General features: G+C 70.1%; 14 protein-coding genes. 7 read left to right on the top strand and 7 right to left on the bottom strand.

Features of this window, described 5'->3' with window-relative positions:
* Nucleotides 1-22: 22 nt before the first annotated feature.
* On the bottom strand, nucleotides 23-670 hold the full coding sequence (locus OG344_RS09470) for a PadR family transcriptional regulator (RefSeq protein WP_405087899.1): 648 nt from the start codon (nucleotides 668-670) through the stop codon (nucleotides 23-25).
* A 140-nt stretch (nucleotides 671-810) separates the two neighbouring features.
* On the opposite strand from OG344_RS09470, the gene OG344_RS09465 reads away from it, so the two are divergent.
* The 4 genes from OG344_RS09465 to OG344_RS09450 are packed head-to-tail and all read left to right on the top strand — an operon-like array spanning nucleotide 811 to nucleotide 3,813.
* The gene (locus OG344_RS09465; protein ID WP_405087898.1) at nucleotides 811-1,545 is read left to right on the top strand and encodes a CPBP family intramembrane glutamic endopeptidase; all 735 of its coding nucleotides are present in this window, start codon (nucleotides 811-813) and stop codon (nucleotides 1,543-1,545) included.
* Nucleotides 1,546-1,571: 26 nt separating this feature from the next.
* The gene (locus tag OG344_RS09460; protein ID WP_327048853.1) at nucleotides 1,572-1,910 is read left to right on the top strand and encodes a PadR family transcriptional regulator; all 339 of its coding nucleotides are present in this window, start codon (nucleotides 1,572-1,574) and stop codon (nucleotides 1,908-1,910) included.
* Complete coding sequence (locus OG344_RS09455; RefSeq protein WP_405087897.1) at nucleotides 1,907-2,635, top strand: hypothetical protein; 729 nt, start codon at nucleotides 1,907-1,909, stop codon at nucleotides 2,633-2,635. Before OG344_RS09460 ends, OG344_RS09455 begins: the two co-directional genes overlap by 4 nt.
* Nucleotides 2,636-2,658: 23 nt before the next feature.
* On the top strand, nucleotides 2,659-3,813 hold the full coding sequence (locus tag OG344_RS09450) for a methyltransferase (RefSeq protein ID WP_405087896.1): 1,155 nt from the start codon (nucleotides 2,659-2,661) through the stop codon (nucleotides 3,811-3,813).
* An 80-nt stretch (nucleotides 3,814-3,893) separates the two neighbouring features.
* On the opposite strand, the gene OG344_RS09445 is transcribed toward OG344_RS09450, so the two are convergent.
* From OG344_RS09445 to OG344_RS09435, 3 genes are all read right to left on the bottom strand, one after another.
* Nucleotides 3,894-4,769: a DUF72 domain-containing protein gene (locus OG344_RS09445; protein ID WP_405087895.1), complete on the bottom strand. Its 876-nt coding sequence runs from the start codon at nucleotides 4,767-4,769 to the stop codon at nucleotides 3,894-3,896.
* 69 nt (nucleotides 4,770-4,838) lie between these two features.
* Nucleotides 4,839-5,387, bottom strand: a complete 549-nt coding sequence (locus OG344_RS09440; protein WP_405087894.1) for a dihydrofolate reductase family protein — start codon at nucleotides 5,385-5,387, stop codon at nucleotides 4,839-4,841.
* Nucleotides 5,388-5,477: 90 nt separating this feature from the next.
* Nucleotides 5,478-6,179 carry a helix-turn-helix domain-containing protein gene (locus OG344_RS09435; RefSeq protein WP_405087893.1) on the bottom strand — a complete coding sequence of 234 codons (702 nt, stop codon included), beginning with the start codon at nucleotides 6,177-6,179 and terminating at the stop codon, nucleotides 5,478-5,480.
* Nucleotides 6,180-6,518: 339 nt separating this feature from the next.
* Between OG344_RS09435 and OG344_RS09430 the strand changes: the two genes are divergently transcribed.
* On the top strand, nucleotides 6,519-8,303 hold the full coding sequence (locus tag OG344_RS09430) for a glycoside hydrolase family 27 protein (protein ID WP_405087891.1): 1,785 nt from the start codon (nucleotides 6,519-6,521) through the stop codon (nucleotides 8,301-8,303).
* 244 nt (nucleotides 8,304-8,547) lie between these two features.
* A complete protein-coding gene (locus OG344_RS09425) occupies nucleotides 8,548-9,387 on the top strand; it encodes an SMP-30/gluconolactonase/LRE family protein (RefSeq protein ID WP_405087890.1) in 840 nt (279 codons plus the stop codon).
* Nucleotides 9,388-9,601: 214 nt separating this feature from the next.
* Here OG344_RS09425 and OG344_RS09420 read toward each other — a convergent pair whose 3' ends face one another.
* Genes OG344_RS09420 through OG344_RS09410 form a run of 3 tightly spaced genes read right to left on the bottom strand, consistent with a single transcriptional unit; the run spans nucleotide 9,602 to nucleotide 12,989 of the window.
* On the bottom strand, nucleotides 9,602-10,288 hold the full coding sequence (locus tag OG344_RS09420; protein ID WP_405087889.1) for a response regulator: 687 nt from the start codon (nucleotides 10,286-10,288) through the stop codon (nucleotides 9,602-9,604).
* Nucleotides 10,289-10,321: 33 nt separating this feature from the next.
* Nucleotides 10,322-12,325, bottom strand: a complete 2,004-nt coding sequence (locus tag OG344_RS09415) for a sensor histidine kinase (protein ID WP_405087888.1) — start codon at nucleotides 12,323-12,325, stop codon at nucleotides 10,322-10,324.
* 55 nt (nucleotides 12,326-12,380) lie between these two features.
* Nucleotides 12,381-12,989 carry a hypothetical protein gene (locus OG344_RS09410; RefSeq protein ID WP_405087887.1) on the bottom strand — a complete coding sequence of 203 codons (609 nt, stop codon included), beginning with the start codon at nucleotides 12,987-12,989 and terminating at the stop codon, nucleotides 12,381-12,383.
* Nucleotides 12,990-13,463: 474 nt separating this feature from the next.
* On the opposite strand from OG344_RS09410, the gene OG344_RS09405 reads away from it, so the two are divergent.
* Nucleotides 13,464-13,994 carry a ricin-type beta-trefoil lectin domain protein gene (locus OG344_RS09405; RefSeq protein ID WP_405087886.1) on the top strand — a complete coding sequence of 177 codons (531 nt, stop codon included), beginning with the start codon at nucleotides 13,464-13,466 and terminating at the stop codon, nucleotides 13,992-13,994.
* Nucleotides 13,995-14,043: the final 49 nt, after the last annotated feature.

Below are 14,043 nucleotides of genomic sequence, written 5' to 3'. Positions count from 1 at the left end.
CGCCGGGGTTCGCATATGGGGTTCAGTCCGAGGTGAGGCCCCTTTCGGCGAGTTCGGCCATCTCGGGCGGCATCCGTCCCGACTCGTGCCAGGCCCGCCACATGGGCAGGTCGGGGAAGGCCCCACTGGTCAGTTCCTCGACGAAGGACCGGATCCACGCCGCCTCCGCCGCACGGACGGCCAGGTCGTACTCCGCCTCGACGAGGAACAGCCGCGGCGTCTCCCGGCGCCACTCGGCGAGGGCCTCCCGCTGCGCGGCGACGTCCTCCTCCAGCAGGGCCAGCCGGCGCCGCAACAGGCCGGTCAGCTCGTCCGGCGGAAGCACTCCGCACACCGAGAGAGCGGCCTCGAACCTCGGCCGTTCGGGCTCGGGGTCCGCGATCAGGTCGCGGACCCAGTCGGCCAGCTCGGCCCGCCCGGCCTCGGTGATGCGGTAGATCGTGCGCTCGGGGTGCGCCCCTTCGCGCACGGTCCCCTCCACCTCCAGGAACCCGTGTTTCTCCAGGTTGCGCACGACTGTGTAGAGCGACCCCCACTTGACGCCCATGTCGCGGTCCTTGCCGCGGGCCCGCATCAGGGTGGCCATCTCGTACGGATGCATGGGGCGCTGGACGACCGTCGAAAGCACCGCCAGACCCAGCAGGTTGTTCACCTTCCGCCGTCCGGCCATCGGCCCTCACCTCACCTTGACTACTCGTCAGCGAGTATACGCACACGAGTAGCTTCCCTGTCGAGGCTCTATAGGTTGCATCCCTAACTAGATCGCCCTATCGTCTAGATCGTCACCTGACGTAGAAAGGGCGGCTGGTCATGACCGTTCCGACTTTCACGGTCCCGAGCCTGTTCCTGGCGGCGCCGCTGACGGCCTATCTGGCCTTCGTCTCCCCCTGGCTCGGCAGACGCCAGTACGACCGGCTGGAGCGACGCCGCGCCGTCGACCCCCGGGCGCTGGTCCGGGCGTACCGGATGTGGATCGGCGAGGAGTGGGCCTGGATCGCCGTGACGGCGCTGATCCTGGTGCTGTCGCCGGGGGCGGGCCTCGGCGACCTCGGCTTCACCCGGCCGGACGACCTCGGGAAGGTCGCGGCGATGGCGGGCGGCCTGGCCTGCGCCCTGGTGGCCGGCTCGGTGGTGCTCCGCCACGCCGCCCGGACCGGCCGCGCCGTACCGGGTCAGGCGGCCGTGGCGGCGCTGCTGCCGCGCACCCCCGCCGAGCGGTGGCACGCCGCCGCGATGGCGGTCACCGCGGGCGTCTGCGAGGAGGTCGTCTACCGCGGCCTGCTCATCGCGCTGGGCATCGGCGTCCTGGGCCTGAACCCGAGCGTGGCCGCGGTCCTCGCCCTGGCGGTGTTCGTGGCGGGCCACTACTACCAGGGCTGGAAGGGCATGGCCGCGGTGGCCCTCCTCGGGTTCTGGCTCACCGCCATGTACCTGGCCACCGGCAGCCTGCTACTGCCGATCGTGGCGCACGTCCTGATCGACCTCCGGGGCCTGGTGCTCGCGCCCGCGCCAGGACAGCAGCAGGTCGGCGAGCCGTCTAGATAGCACCGCTACCGTGCGAGGATGGGCGCATGGCGACCGACCGCCGGGCGAGCTGGCTCAAGGGAGTCCTCGATCTGCTGGTGCTGGCCAGCCTGACCGAGGGCGAGAACTACGGCTACGAGATCGCCAAGACGCTCGCCGCCTCGGGACTCGGCCAGATCAGGGGCGGCACGCTGTATCCCGTGCTCAACCGGCTGGAGGAGGCGGGCCTGGTGTCGGCCGAGTTCCGGGTGACCGAGCGCGGCCCCGGACGGCGCTACTACCGGCTGACGGAGCAGGGCCGGCGGACGCTCGCCGAGCAGGGCCGCCTGTGGCTGGCGTTCGACGAGTCCGTACGCTCCATGCTGGCCTCGGGAGGGCTGAAGTGACCGGCTACCTCGACGAGCTCACCGCGCTGCTGCGCGCGGGCGGCGTGCCGGACGAGCAGGCCGGGGCCATCGTCGCCGACCTCGCGTCGTACGCCGACGAGACCGGCGCGGGCCCGGAGGAGGAGTTCGGGCCGGTCGGCCGGTTCGCGGAGCAGCTGCTGGCGGCGCGCTCGCCCGAGGCGGACGCGGCGGACACGGCGGACACGGCGGACGCGACCGAATGGCGGTGGACCGCCGACGTCTTCGCCGACCGGCGGATGCTGGCCCGGCTCGGCGACCAGGGCTGGGAGGTCGACCGGGTCGACGCCCTCGGCAGGTTCGTCAGCCACCGCGACCCGGAGCGTCCGCAGCGGTGGGAGTACCGCAGGGAGCGGGTGACGCCGGGCGGCGCCCGGGCGCTGGCCGCGCGCCTCGCGCCCGAGGGCTGGGAGCCCTGCGGCACCTGGGTCTGCTTCGAATACTTCAAACGGCCCAGGGCCGCCACCGTGGGACCGGCCGCGCGGATCGACTCCCCGCCCGCGGCCCCGGCGCGGAGCGTCTTCCTCAGCCGTCAGTTCTATGTCGTGACGGCCGCGATCCTGATCGTCCTCGTCGCGCTGTGGCTTCTGGTGGGACGGTCCGAAGGCGAGGGGGCGGACTTCTTCGCGGGGCTGGCCGCCGGAGGCTGCGTCACGATCGCGATCCTGGCGCTCGTGCTGTGGTGGAACGCCCGCCGCCGCGGCTGAGCGGGGCACTAGCCTGGGGCGCGATGGAGCGCCTGACGACAGCGCGCGGGGACTTCGGCCTCGCCCGCTTCCCCGAGGATCCCCGCGACCCGCTGCGCGCGTGGGACGCCGCCGACGAATACCTGCTGCGTCATCTCGACGAACGCGAGGACGGGCCGGTGGACCTGTCGGGGAGCGTGGTCGTGCTGGGCGACCGGTGGGGCGCCCTGGTCACCGTGCTCGCCGGGCACCACCCGATCCAGATCAGTGACTCCTTCCTCGGCAGGCGGGCGACCCTCGCCAACCTGGAACGCAACGGCCTGCCCACCGACGCCGTACGGCTGCGCACGACCAGGGAGGCGCCGCCGGAGCGGATCGACGTGCTGCTGGTCCGGGTACCGAAGAGCCTCGCGCTCCTGGAGGACCAGTTGCACCGTCTCGCCCCGGCCGTGCGTCCCGGCACCGTGGTCCTCGGCGCGGGGATGGCCACCGAGATCCACACCTCGACGCTGCGGCTGTTCGAACGCCTCCTCGGGCCGACCAGGACCTCCCTGGCCGTGAAGAAGGCCCGGCTGATCTTCTGCGCACCGGAGCCCGGGCCGCTCCGGAAGGACGGTCCATGGCCGCGGAGCCTCCGCCTGCCCGCCGACGCCGGGGTGGTCTCCGGCCTGACCGTCGTCAGCCACGCCGGGGTCTTCAGCGCCGACCGTCTCGACGCGGGCACCGGCCTGCTCCTCCGCAACCTGCCCACGCGTACGGGGGCGGAGCACGTCGTCGACCTAGGCTGCGGCAACGGGGTGATCGGGCTCGCCGCGGCGCTGTCCAACCAGGATGCCGAGGTGACGTTCGTCGACGAGTCGTACCAGGCGCTGGCCTCGGCGGAGGCGACGTTCCTGGCGAACGCCCCGGCGGGCGTGGTCGCGCGGTTCACGGCGGCCGACGGCATGGCGGGCTTCCCGCCGGGCACGGCGGACCTGGTGCTCAACAACCCGCCGTTCCACAGCCACCGCGGCCGGACCGACGCGACCGCCTGGCGGATGTTCAACGGCGCCCGCGCGGGGTTGCGGCGGGGCGGCGAACTGTGGGTGGTGGGCAACCGCCACCTCGGCTATCACGTCAAGCTACGCCGGCTCTTCGGCAACTGCGAGGTCGTCGCGAGCGACCCGAAATTCGTCCTGCTGCGCGCCGTCAAGAAGTGATGCGGGGCGTCAGAAGTGATGCACGGCCGTCGGGAACGTGATGCGGCCGTCAGGAACGTGATGCGGCCGTCGAGAAATGATCAGAACAGGGTGAGCGGCTCGTCCTGAGCCGGCTCGCCGATTCGCCCGGCCAGCGGTTCCGGCAGTGGCTCGACGCCGGGCACCTCGGCCCGTACCTCGTCGTGGAACAGGCGGGCGAGCGCCGGCGCGTCGGCGTTGTCGGGGGTGTGCACGAACACCGTCGGCGAGCGGCCCTCGCGCAGCCACCCGGCGACGGTGTCCACCCAGTGGCGCCAGCCCTCGACCGTACGCGCCCGGTCGTCGCGGCCGAGATAGCGGACGACCGGCCGGTCGGTGAGGGCCGCGGCGCGCAGGGACACGCGTGGCTTCTTCGTCCAGGCGTCGCGCTCGGCGTCGCTGGTCGGCGGGCTCCTGAACAGCACGGTCGTGTCGAACGGGATCCACTCCGCGCCGGCGCCCGCCAGGACGGCCTCCAGTAGCCGTACGGCCCGGGGGTCGTCGAAGAACGCGCGGTGCCGCACCTCCACGCCGTACCGGTGGGAACGGGGAAGCCGGGCGAGGAAGGTCCCGAGGACCCCGGTGTCAGCGGGCCCGAACGAGCCGGGAAGCTGGATCCACAGGGTGTGGGCGCGCGGACCCAGCGGCTCGATCGCGTCGAAGAACGCGCGCACCTCGTCCTCGGCGCCGGTGAGGCGGCGTTCGTGGGTGATCGACCTGGGCAGCTTGACCACGAAGCGGAAGTCCGGGCCGGTCTGCCCGGCCCAGGTCTCCACCGTGGCCCGCGTGGGCGTCGCGTAGAAGGTGGTGTTGCCCTCGACCGCGTTGCACCAGGTCGCGTAGGCCCGCAGGCGCTCTCCGGGCGGGAGCGGATGCGGCAGGAGGCGCCCCTGCCACGGCTTGTGCGTCCACATCGCGCATCCCACATGAAGCCGCATGCCCCGACGCTATCCGAACACGACCATGACGGCGCGTGCGCCTGCAGACGGTGCGTGCGCGTGAGCCGATCAGCCGGCGTCGGGGACGTAGGACAGGTGCAGCACCCCGGTCGTGAACGTCTCGGACCTGACCAGCTTCAGCTTGTGCGCCGGGGCGTCCTCGAACAGCCGCCGGCCGCGGCCGACGACGATCGGGTGCACCAGCAGGTTCAACTCGTCGAGCAGTCCGTTGGCCAGCAGCCATCGCACGGTCGTCGCGCTGCCGGACATCTGGATGTCGCCTTCGGTGATCTGTTCCTTGAGTTCGCGCAGCCTGCCCGCGACGTCACCGGAGACGAGGGTGGTGTTGGACCAGTCGGCCCTCTCCAGGCTGTTCGACACGACCCACTTGCGGGCGTTGTTGAAGGTCGCCGCCACCTCGGGGTCCTGGTCGGTCGTCGTCCAGTAGGCCGACCACTCGTCGTACAACGCGCGGCCCATCAGGAAACCCGCGGCGTTCCGCATGCCCGTCTCGACGGCGGCGCCCATCTCGTCGCTCCAGTACGGGAAGTGCCACTGGTCCGGCGACTCGACCACGCCGTCCAGCGAGATGAAGAAACTCGAAACGATCTTCGCCATTGCTCCGTTCCCCTTTTCCTCGGCGGCGCCCGGTTCGCGCCGCTCGCCGTATCGACGGCGGCGAAGGGAAGGCTAGGAGGACGGCGGTGCTCAGGTCTTGTACAGAAGCGACAGCGGCTCCGCCGGATCCCGCTCACTCAACCGCGTGGCGGTCTGCCCGACGTAACGGGCCAGCGACCTCGCCAGATGCGGCTGGTCGAAGTAACCGAGCCGGTGGACCACCTCGACAGCGGGCACGCCGTCCCGGATCAGCACGGCCGCCCGCCGGGCACGGTCGATCTGCCGCACCGCGCCGCGGGTGAGGCCGGTCGCCGCGAGGAAGCGCCGCTGGAGGGTGCGCTCCGACAGGTCCGGGGACGCGCCGCCGAGCACCGCGGCGACGACCGGGTCACGTGCCAGAATGTCCTCGCGCACCATGCGGCGGACGAACATCTCGGCGTTGTCGTAGCTCGGAAGACACCAGGCGGACCCCTTGAGGTGGAACGTCCTGCGGGTCGCGTCGGGTATCTCCGCCATGGCGTCGACGAGGCGGTTCGCCGGAAGATGCGGCATCGAGGTGCCGAGCGCGAAGACGATCCCGAAGAACGTCGCGTCCTCGGGCACGGAGGCCCTGGCTGCCCTCGACTCCGGGCCCTGCACCGACACGCTGACCTGTCCGCGGTGCTCCCAGACGACCAGGTCCCAGTGCGCCGTCGCCACGGACGTCATCCGGCTGACGTCCTGGCTGGTGCTCCGCCACACCCGCTCGATGTACGGCGAGTCGGACGGCCGGCTCTCGATCTCCAGAGCCATCTCGCCTGTCCCCCTTGTCCTGTTCTGTCGCCGACGGCGCCGGGAGCCTACCGCAGATGAACGTTTCACCCCCGGCGGGACGGCGGGGACGCCGCAGCAGGGAGTCGGGCGGGACGGGTGGCCGGCCACTTGACGGTGCCCGAGATGTCATATTCGCTCCCTTCGGCGCCACCACCACCTGCCTCTCCACCGGGGAGGGTGCCGACACTGCGTGATGTTAACGCTAACACCGGACCCCGCTCCGGCTCGGCCGGGCACCCGCGCAGTGCGTGGAACGCCGCGCTTTCTCCAACTCGGTGAACCCCACCGACACGAGCACCTCAGAGACGAGGAGGCACGATGCGACTACGCGGACCCGTACGGCGACGCCGTTCCGACGACGCCGGGAGTGGTCACCCGGCCCCGGCGCCATCCCTCACCCGGCCCCTGTCGCGGCTGGTCGTCGCCGTACAGGTCGTGGTCCTCGCCCTGGCGTCGGTGGCGTGGGCCGTCCCGGCCGGCGCGGTGCGAACGGTCGCCGTGCCGGCCGCGGCCGTCGCGGCCGTCGCGACACCTCCCATGGGCTGGGCCTCCTGGAACACCTTCGCCGCCCAGATCAACTACAACGTGATCAAGAACCAGGTGGACGCGATGGTGTCCTCGGGGATGAAGGACGCCGGCTACGAGTACGTCAACATCGACGAGGGCTGGTGGCAGGGGACGCGGGACTCCTCCGGCAACATCACGGTCGACACCGCCGAGTGGCCCGGCGGAATGCAGGCCATCGCCGACTACATCCACAGCAAGGGCCTCAAGGCGGGTATCTACACCGACGCCGGACGTAACGGCTGCGGCTACTACTACCCGACCGGCCGGCCGGCGGCCCCGAACAGCGGCAGCGAGGGCCACTACGACCAGGACTTCCTGCAGTTCTCCCGCTGGGGCTTCGACTTCGTGAAGGTCGACTGGTGCGGCGGGCAGGCCGAGGGGCTCAACGCCCGCACCGCCTACCAGGCGATCAGCGCCGCGATCGACCGCGCCACCGCGCAGACCGGACGGCCGATGGTGCTGTCGGTCTGCAACTGGGGCGCGCAGAACCCGTGGGACTGGGCGCCGGCCATCTCCACCATGTGGCGCACCAGCGGGGACATCATCTACTGGGGCGAGAACGCCTCGATGGACCGGATGCTGGCCAACTTCGACTCCGCCCAGCACCCGAACGCGCAGACCCCCGGTCACTACAACGACCCCGACATGCTCATCGTCGGCATGAACGGCTTCTCCGCCGCGCAGAACCGTACGCACATGGGCCTGTGGGCGATCTCCGGGGCGCCGTTGCTGGCCGGGAACAACATCGCCACGATGAGCGCGGAGACCCGGGCGATCCTGACGAACCGGGAAGTGCTCGCGGTCGACCAGGATCCGCTCGGACGGCAGGGCGTGAAGGTCGCCGAGGACCAGAGCGGACGCCAGGTCTACAGCAAGGTGCTCTCCGGCACCGGCCGCCGGGCCGTGCTCCTGCTCAACCGGACCACCTCGTCCGCGTCCATGACCGTCCGCTGGTCGGACCTCGGCCTGAGCGGCGCGGCCACCGTACGGAATCTGTGGACGGGGACCGACGCCGGGACCTTCACCAACAGCTACGCCACCACCGTGCCCGCGCGGGAGGCGATCCTGATCACCGTCGCCGGGACCACCGCCTCACCCACGGCGACGCCCACGGCTACCCCCACCTCCACCCCCACGTCCACTCCTCCGGCCACGGGCGCGCTCAGAGGGGTCGCCTCGGGCCGGTGCCTGGATGTGAACGGCGCCTCCCAGTCCAACGGCGCGCAGGTGCTGATCTGGGACTGCAACGGGCAGAACAACCAGAAATGGGCCTCGACCAGCGCGTCTGAGTTGCGGGTGTACGGCAACAAGTGCCTGGACGTCAACAACGCCGGCACCGCCGACGGCAGCTCGGTGATCATCTGGGACTGCAACGGGCAGAACAACCAGAAATGGCGCCTCAACTCCGACGGCACGATCACCGCGGTCGGGGCGAACAAGTGCCTGGACGTGTCCGGGAGCGGCACCGCCAATGGCACGAAGGTGCAGATCTGGTCGTGCAACGGCCAGAACAACCAGAAGTGGACCCGCGTCTGAGCGACGCGGCGACGCGGCCGAGACGCCGACGCGCCACGCGCCTTCGCCGGAGACGACCACGTCCCGGCGAAGGCGTACGGGGGCCTGGGCTCACCGGTCTCCACGAGCCCGCAGGGCCCCGGTGTTCGGCGAGCCGATCGGCACCCGCGCGGCTTCCTGGGCCGGCGATGCCCCGGAAACTGTCGTAGGGGTTGCGTACTGTCGTCTCCCAGCGGCGGAGTGGACGTCGCGGAGGGAGCCGTCAATGCCGGAACTGCGTACGTGGCTTACGGGCCTCGGGCTGGTCGAGTCGCCACGCTGGCACGACGGCCGCCTCTACTTCTCCGACTGGACTGCCGGTGAGGTGATCGCGCTCGACCTGGACGGCAGGCACGAAGTGGTGGCCCGGGTGGACTCGCTACCGCTCTGCACGGACTGGCGGGCCGACGGACGGCTGATGATCGTCGACTCCGCGCGGGGGCTGCTGCTGCGACGGGAACCCGACGGCTCTCTAGTGACCGAGGCGGACCTCACCGGTCTCGGCCGCGGCTGGAACGAGATCGTCGTCGACGGCCGCGGCAACATCTATGTCAACCGGATCGGCTTCGACATGCTCGGCGGTGGCGCGTTCGCGCCGGGATACATCGTGCACGTCAGCCCCGACGGTTCGGCCCGCCAGGTGGCCGGCGACATCGCCTTCCCCAACGGCATGGCCGTGACGCGGGACGACTCGACGCTGATCGTCGCCGACTCGTACGGCAACAGCCTCACCGCCTTCGACATCGAGGCCGACGGCAGCCTGGCGGGCCGCCGGGTCTGGGCCGACAGCGGCGAGGACCACCCCGACGGCATCTGCGTCGACGCCGAGGGCGCCGTCTGGTACGCCGACGTCGGCAACAGGCGCTGCGTGCGGATCCGGGAGGGCGGAGAGATCCTGCAGACCGTCGAAGTCGACCGGGGATGCTTCGCCTGCACGCTCGGCGGCACTGACGGAAAGACGCTGTTCATCCTGGCGGCCGAGTGGCGCATGCCCGAGATGGTGCCGCCCGGAACCGGCCAGGTGCTCTCGACCCAGGTCGCGGTCCCCGGCGCAGCCTGGCGGTGAACGCCCCGGCAGCGCATGGTGCTCTTGTGGCACATTTTTTCCTAGCATGCTCGCCGCACCGCCGGGCGGGCAAGCGTACCCACCGGTTGATCGGTCGCGGCCGGTCGTCCTGGTCTGTGGGAGCCGGGAGGCGAGACTTCTCCCGGCCGCCCTGTAGGGGGTGACATGTCCCACCCTCATGCCGAGCTGATCGTTCGCAGGAGGCCGTTCGGCGTCAACCCTCTTGCTCGTTCACTCCGAGGCCCGCGTCCCGTGCTCGGGCGATCGCTTCGGCTCGGCTGGTGAGCTGAAGCTTGGTGAGGATGCTCGAGACGTTGTTGCGCACGGTCTTCTCGCTCAGCACGAGGTTGGCCGCGATCACTGCGTTGCCCGCACCGGCCGCCATCAAATCGAGCACCTCAAGCTCCCGGGCCGAAAGCTGCGGGAAGGCCGCACTCTTACCCGCGCCTTGGCCCGGCCGTGAGAAGTACCTGTTCATTCGCGCCGCGATCGAGGCTCCGAAGACGGCCTTACCCGCCGCCACCACACGGATGGACTCCACGATGTCCGCACCGGCGGAGCCCTTGAGGGCGTAGCCCCGCGCGCCGGCGCGCATGGCAGCGAAGACGGCCGCGTCATCGTCGACCATGGTGAGGACGAGAACGGCGCCAGCCGTTGCGGCGTTCACGATGCGGCGGGTGGCCTCGACGCCGTCCACCTCTCCTGGCATGCGCAGGTCCATGACCACGACGTCCGGTAGCAGGCGCGCGCACACATCGACCGCTTCCTCGCCGGATGAAGCTTCAGCGAGCAGGGTCAAGCCGCTCGTGTCCGCGATGAGCCGTCCCAGCCCGTCTCGGAAGAGTGGGTGATCGTCAGCGATCACGACGCGGAGCGGCTCCGCGGGATCGTCGACCGTCACGGCGACTCCTCTCCATGTGCTTCGTCTGACCTCTCACTCCGGGACGCCGACGGTCAAGGGCAGCAGCAAGCGAACCAGGGTTCCTCGTGGATTCCGATCAGTGATGCACAGACTCCCGCCGAGTTCGGCGGCCCGTTCACGCATGGACTGGATTCCGACACCGGGCCGGTACCCGGCGGGCAGGCCAGGTCCATCGTCGGCTACCTCAAGTTCAAGTGCCTCTCCCGCAGCCAGATGCACCCTGAACGGCCCGTGGCGGGCGTGGGTAGCGGCGTTCGTCATCGCTTCAAGCGCTATCAGATACGTCGCGTTCTCGACAGCGGCGGGCAGGGGCGGGAGCAGCTCGTCGGTCTCGAACCCACTGGCTCCGAGCCGCTCCGCCTGTTCGCGGATGGCGCCCGCCAGGCCCAAGGCATCGATAGCCGGCGGACGAAGTGCGTAGACAAGGCGGCGGACGTCAGTGACCGCTTCCTGAGCCGTAGTGTGCAACCGGGTCAATGCCCGCTCCGCCACGCCCGGGTCCTCGGTCAGGTGTCGGCTGGCGTGCTCGATATCCAGCACCATGCCGGCGAGCGTGGGACCGAGCCCATCATGGAGGTCGCGTCTGATGCGGCGACGTTCCTCGTCACGAGCGACGATCAGCCGGTCCCGAGACTCCCGCAGCGCGCGGGCCAGCAGCGCGGACCGCGCGGTGACGCCGAGTTGCGGCGCGAGGCGGTCGAGCAGCGCTCGGTCACTGCGTCCGATGGGATCGTCCGCCGCACCACCTTCAATGACAAGGTGTCCGATCACCTCGCTCGCGAACGGCAGGGACACCCGCTCAAGGCCTTCACCGCCCGGAGCGCCATAGGAAACAATCGTCGCGCCGGCGACCTCCACGGCCGCATACCGAAGGCCGAAAACCTCTGCCAGCGTGCGCAACGCGGCCGGGAGGGCGTCGTCCGGGCTGGCCGCGTCTCCGAGTCGTTGCGCCAGCCTGGTCAGCACAGAGGCGGGATCGCTCCGCATACCGTAGACCAGCAGGTTCACCCGTCGTTGCACGAGGTCCCGCAGGGGCAGTGTGGCGAAGACGGCGACGACGATCGTGATGTCGACACGCGCCCAACCCGCTACGAAGACTCCCAACAGCCACACCACTGCGGCGTACGCGATCAGAGCGATCGCCGTCAGCACCCCGTAGGCGAGGGCGCGGCTCAGGACGAACTTGATGTCCAACAGGCCGTACCGCACGATGCCCACCCACGTCGCCACGGCGAACAGGACCAGGAGGATGTCGGCCAGTGAACCAAGCCATGGCGCCCAATCCCCGGCCGCCGCGAGTGGAAGGCACACGAGCCACGAGCCCGCCCAGAGCCAGGCGACGACGATGACAAGCCGCAGGGCGCGACGTACCCGCTCATCGGATGTGCCGCGGTACCGCACCGTGACCGCCACTGCGGCCAGGGTCGTCGCCGGCGGACAAAGGAGGACTCCGGCGAGGAGGAGCAGGTCGAAAACCTGACCACTGCCCGCAGGCGAGAGCGGGTTGGACACGTCGACGGGCCCGTCCAGCTTGGAGGCGAACAGGTCGGAGACGACCAGGACTGCCACGAGGACGATCATCGACCAACTGATCGGACGCCACCGGGCCGATGGCGGACGACCCGTGGGGAACAGCAGTATTCCGAGCGTCCCCATGCCGATCAGCGCGCCGGAGCCGACCGCAGAGATGACGGCGACGAGCGCGACCGACTGCACCGACGCCGCTTCCTCGGCGAGGGCTCTGGTGATCCATACCTGGCCGAACGCGGTGGCGGAGTCGCCGAGCGAGCCCGCGAGCATCAGCCATCCGGAGGCGTTGCGCGGGTCGGCGTGGACGACGAAGCTACCGACCACACCGACCCCGAGCAACAGCAGCGCCTCCACGGCGCGGACCCACTCCGTCCACGCCAGGCCGCCTCCGACTACGCCGACCAGGGCTCCGCACGCCAGCACGACGGACGCGGCGAGCAGTAGGTTGCCGATCCGCCTGCCGGCGCCGGTCCTCGTGGCGGTCACGGCAACCATGATGCCTGTCGGTGCAGGGTTTGTCCCTCCGGCGATCAGGCGGAGATCAGGCACTGCCCGGCTTCCGGGACCGCAGCAGCACGACCCCGAGCACCAGGAGAAGAATCGCCGCGAACAAGGGCACTGGTATGACGATGGTCAGCACCGTGAACACGCCCCCCAGCACGGCTATCACCAGCGCTGACCGGCCCAGCACCTTCTCACGCCACACGATCGCGGCGACGACGGCGACCGTAGCGGTGAACAGGCCGCAGATTAGCGGGTTGGCCCACGCCTTCGAACTCTCGACGCCCAGAGCGAACTGTTCGATCAGCGGCGGATACGATGGCGGGTCAGAGAGCTTGAGGCCTATCGTCACATAAATCGTCACGATGCTGTCGAGCACGCCGGCCACCACCGCCGCAGTGCCCAGCCACGCCGCGATCCCGCCGCCACGAAGGCCACGCACCGCCCACCCGAGCCACAGAGCCGCGACCGAGGTCAGCACCAGGATCCCGCTCGCGAACAGCGTCCACGCGATCCAACCGGGCGTCGATACATCCGCATACTGAGCCACGGCTTCTTCTACGGTCTTGGGGGTGGGCGGCGGTCCATCCGTCCCAGCCACCAGTTGGAGCGATATGAAGGCCACTATCCAGAGTGGAAAGATCGACACCAGTATCCACGCGCGGCTCCGGGGTAAGTGCCAGCCCCGCTCCGCCCTCGTCGGCGCTGAGACAGCCTCGACCTGATCTGTCATCTCATCCGTTCCTTTCGGTACACAACGGCCCGCGGCCGTTTCCCGAAATTGTCGGCTGGCCCGTATCCCGCCAGGCAGGGACGCCGGTCCCGATGCGCGGGAACCTGACCTCGCCCCGGAGGAGCCTCTACGACCAAGTCGTGCCGTCCGCTTCGCCCGGTCACGGATCGGCACTTGGGCGGCGCGCCCGACCGCGGCGGTCTCCTCCTGAACCACTCCGGAAGCGGGTCGACGCCTGGATCGAGCTGGCCGACCTGGTGTCGGCACCGCTGTCTCCGGCAGCCCTGGGTTCCGCCGCAGGACAGGACACGCGCGCCAGGTAATTGATCAGTGACGATGAGTAGTGGGATGGTGCTTTGCGACCCGATCAACCTTCTCAGGGAGACAAGCATGCTCGCTCGCCGTCTGCTGGCCGTCGCCGTCATCTCCGCCGCTGTGGGCGCGGTCACCACCCTGCCCGCCGTGGCCTCTGATCACCCGCACGACGGCCGTACGGCCCGGGTCGGCACCCCGGCGTGCGTCGACCTCAGCAACAACCGCGGCAACGGTACGCAGATGTACCTCTGGCAGTGTCAGGACAACAACCCCAACCAGAAGTTCGTCTTCCAGGACGGCCTCATCAAGGTGGAGGACACCATCGGCACGGGACGGGAGATGTGCCTGGACGCCTCCAACAACCGCGCCAACGGAACCCGGGTGTACCAGTGGCAGTGCCTCGGAAACGCGAACCAGCTCTGGGCCGTCCAGAAGGGCCTGATCATCCTCAGGTCCACCCTCAACTCGGGCAACCGCATCTGCCTGGACGTCACCAACGGCCGCGCGAACGGCGCACCGGTCTACCTGTGGCAGTGCGTGCCCAACGCCAACCAGACATTCGTGATCGACAACGGTCAGATCGCGGTCAAGGACACCATCCTCTGAGCGTGGCCTCCCCTGGCACCCTGCCGGCGTACCGCGGCACGACCTGAGG

The organism is Microbispora sp. NBC_01389 (assembly GCF_045040095.1).
In the GTDB taxonomy this organism is placed as follows: Bacteria; Actinomycetota; Actinomycetes; order Streptosporangiales; family Streptosporangiaceae; genus Microbispora.
This window is presented reverse-complemented; position numbering and strand designations above follow the sequence as displayed.

Bases quoted from the DNA above. Each gene is read 5' to 3' on its own strand.
- OG344_RS09470 (WP_405087899.1), bottom strand. From the start codon at position 670: ATGGCCGGACGGCGGAAGGTGAACAACCTGCTGGGTCTGGCGGTGCTT.
- OG344_RS09465 (WP_405087898.1), top strand. From the start codon at position 811: ATGACCGTTCCGACTTTCACGGTCCCGAGCCTGTTCCTGGCGGCGCCG.
- OG344_RS09460 (WP_327048853.1), top strand. From the start codon at position 1,572: ATGGCGACCGACCGCCGGGCGAGCTGGCTCAAGGGAGTCCTCGATCTG.
- OG344_RS09450 (WP_405087896.1), top strand. From the start codon at position 2,659: ATGGAGCGCCTGACGACAGCGCGCGGGGACTTCGGCCTCGCCCGCTTC.
- OG344_RS09445 (WP_405087895.1), bottom strand. From the start codon at position 4,769: ATGCGGCTTCATGTGGGATGCGCGATGTGGACGCACAAGCCGTGGCAG.
- OG344_RS09440 (WP_405087894.1), bottom strand. From the start codon at position 5,387: ATGGCGAAGATCGTTTCGAGTTTCTTCATCTCGCTGGACGGCGTGGTC.
- OG344_RS09435 (WP_405087893.1), bottom strand. From the start codon at position 6,179: ATGGCTCTGGAGATCGAGAGCCGGCCGTCCGACTCGCCGTACATCGAG.
- OG344_RS09430 (WP_405087891.1), top strand. From the start codon at position 6,519: ATGCGACTACGCGGACCCGTACGGCGACGCCGTTCCGACGACGCCGGG.
- OG344_RS09425 (WP_405087890.1), top strand. From the start codon at position 8,548: ATGCCGGAACTGCGTACGTGGCTTACGGGCCTCGGGCTGGTCGAGTCG.
- OG344_RS09405 (WP_405087886.1), top strand. From the start codon at position 13,464: ATGCTCGCTCGCCGTCTGCTGGCCGTCGCCGTCATCTCCGCCGCTGTG.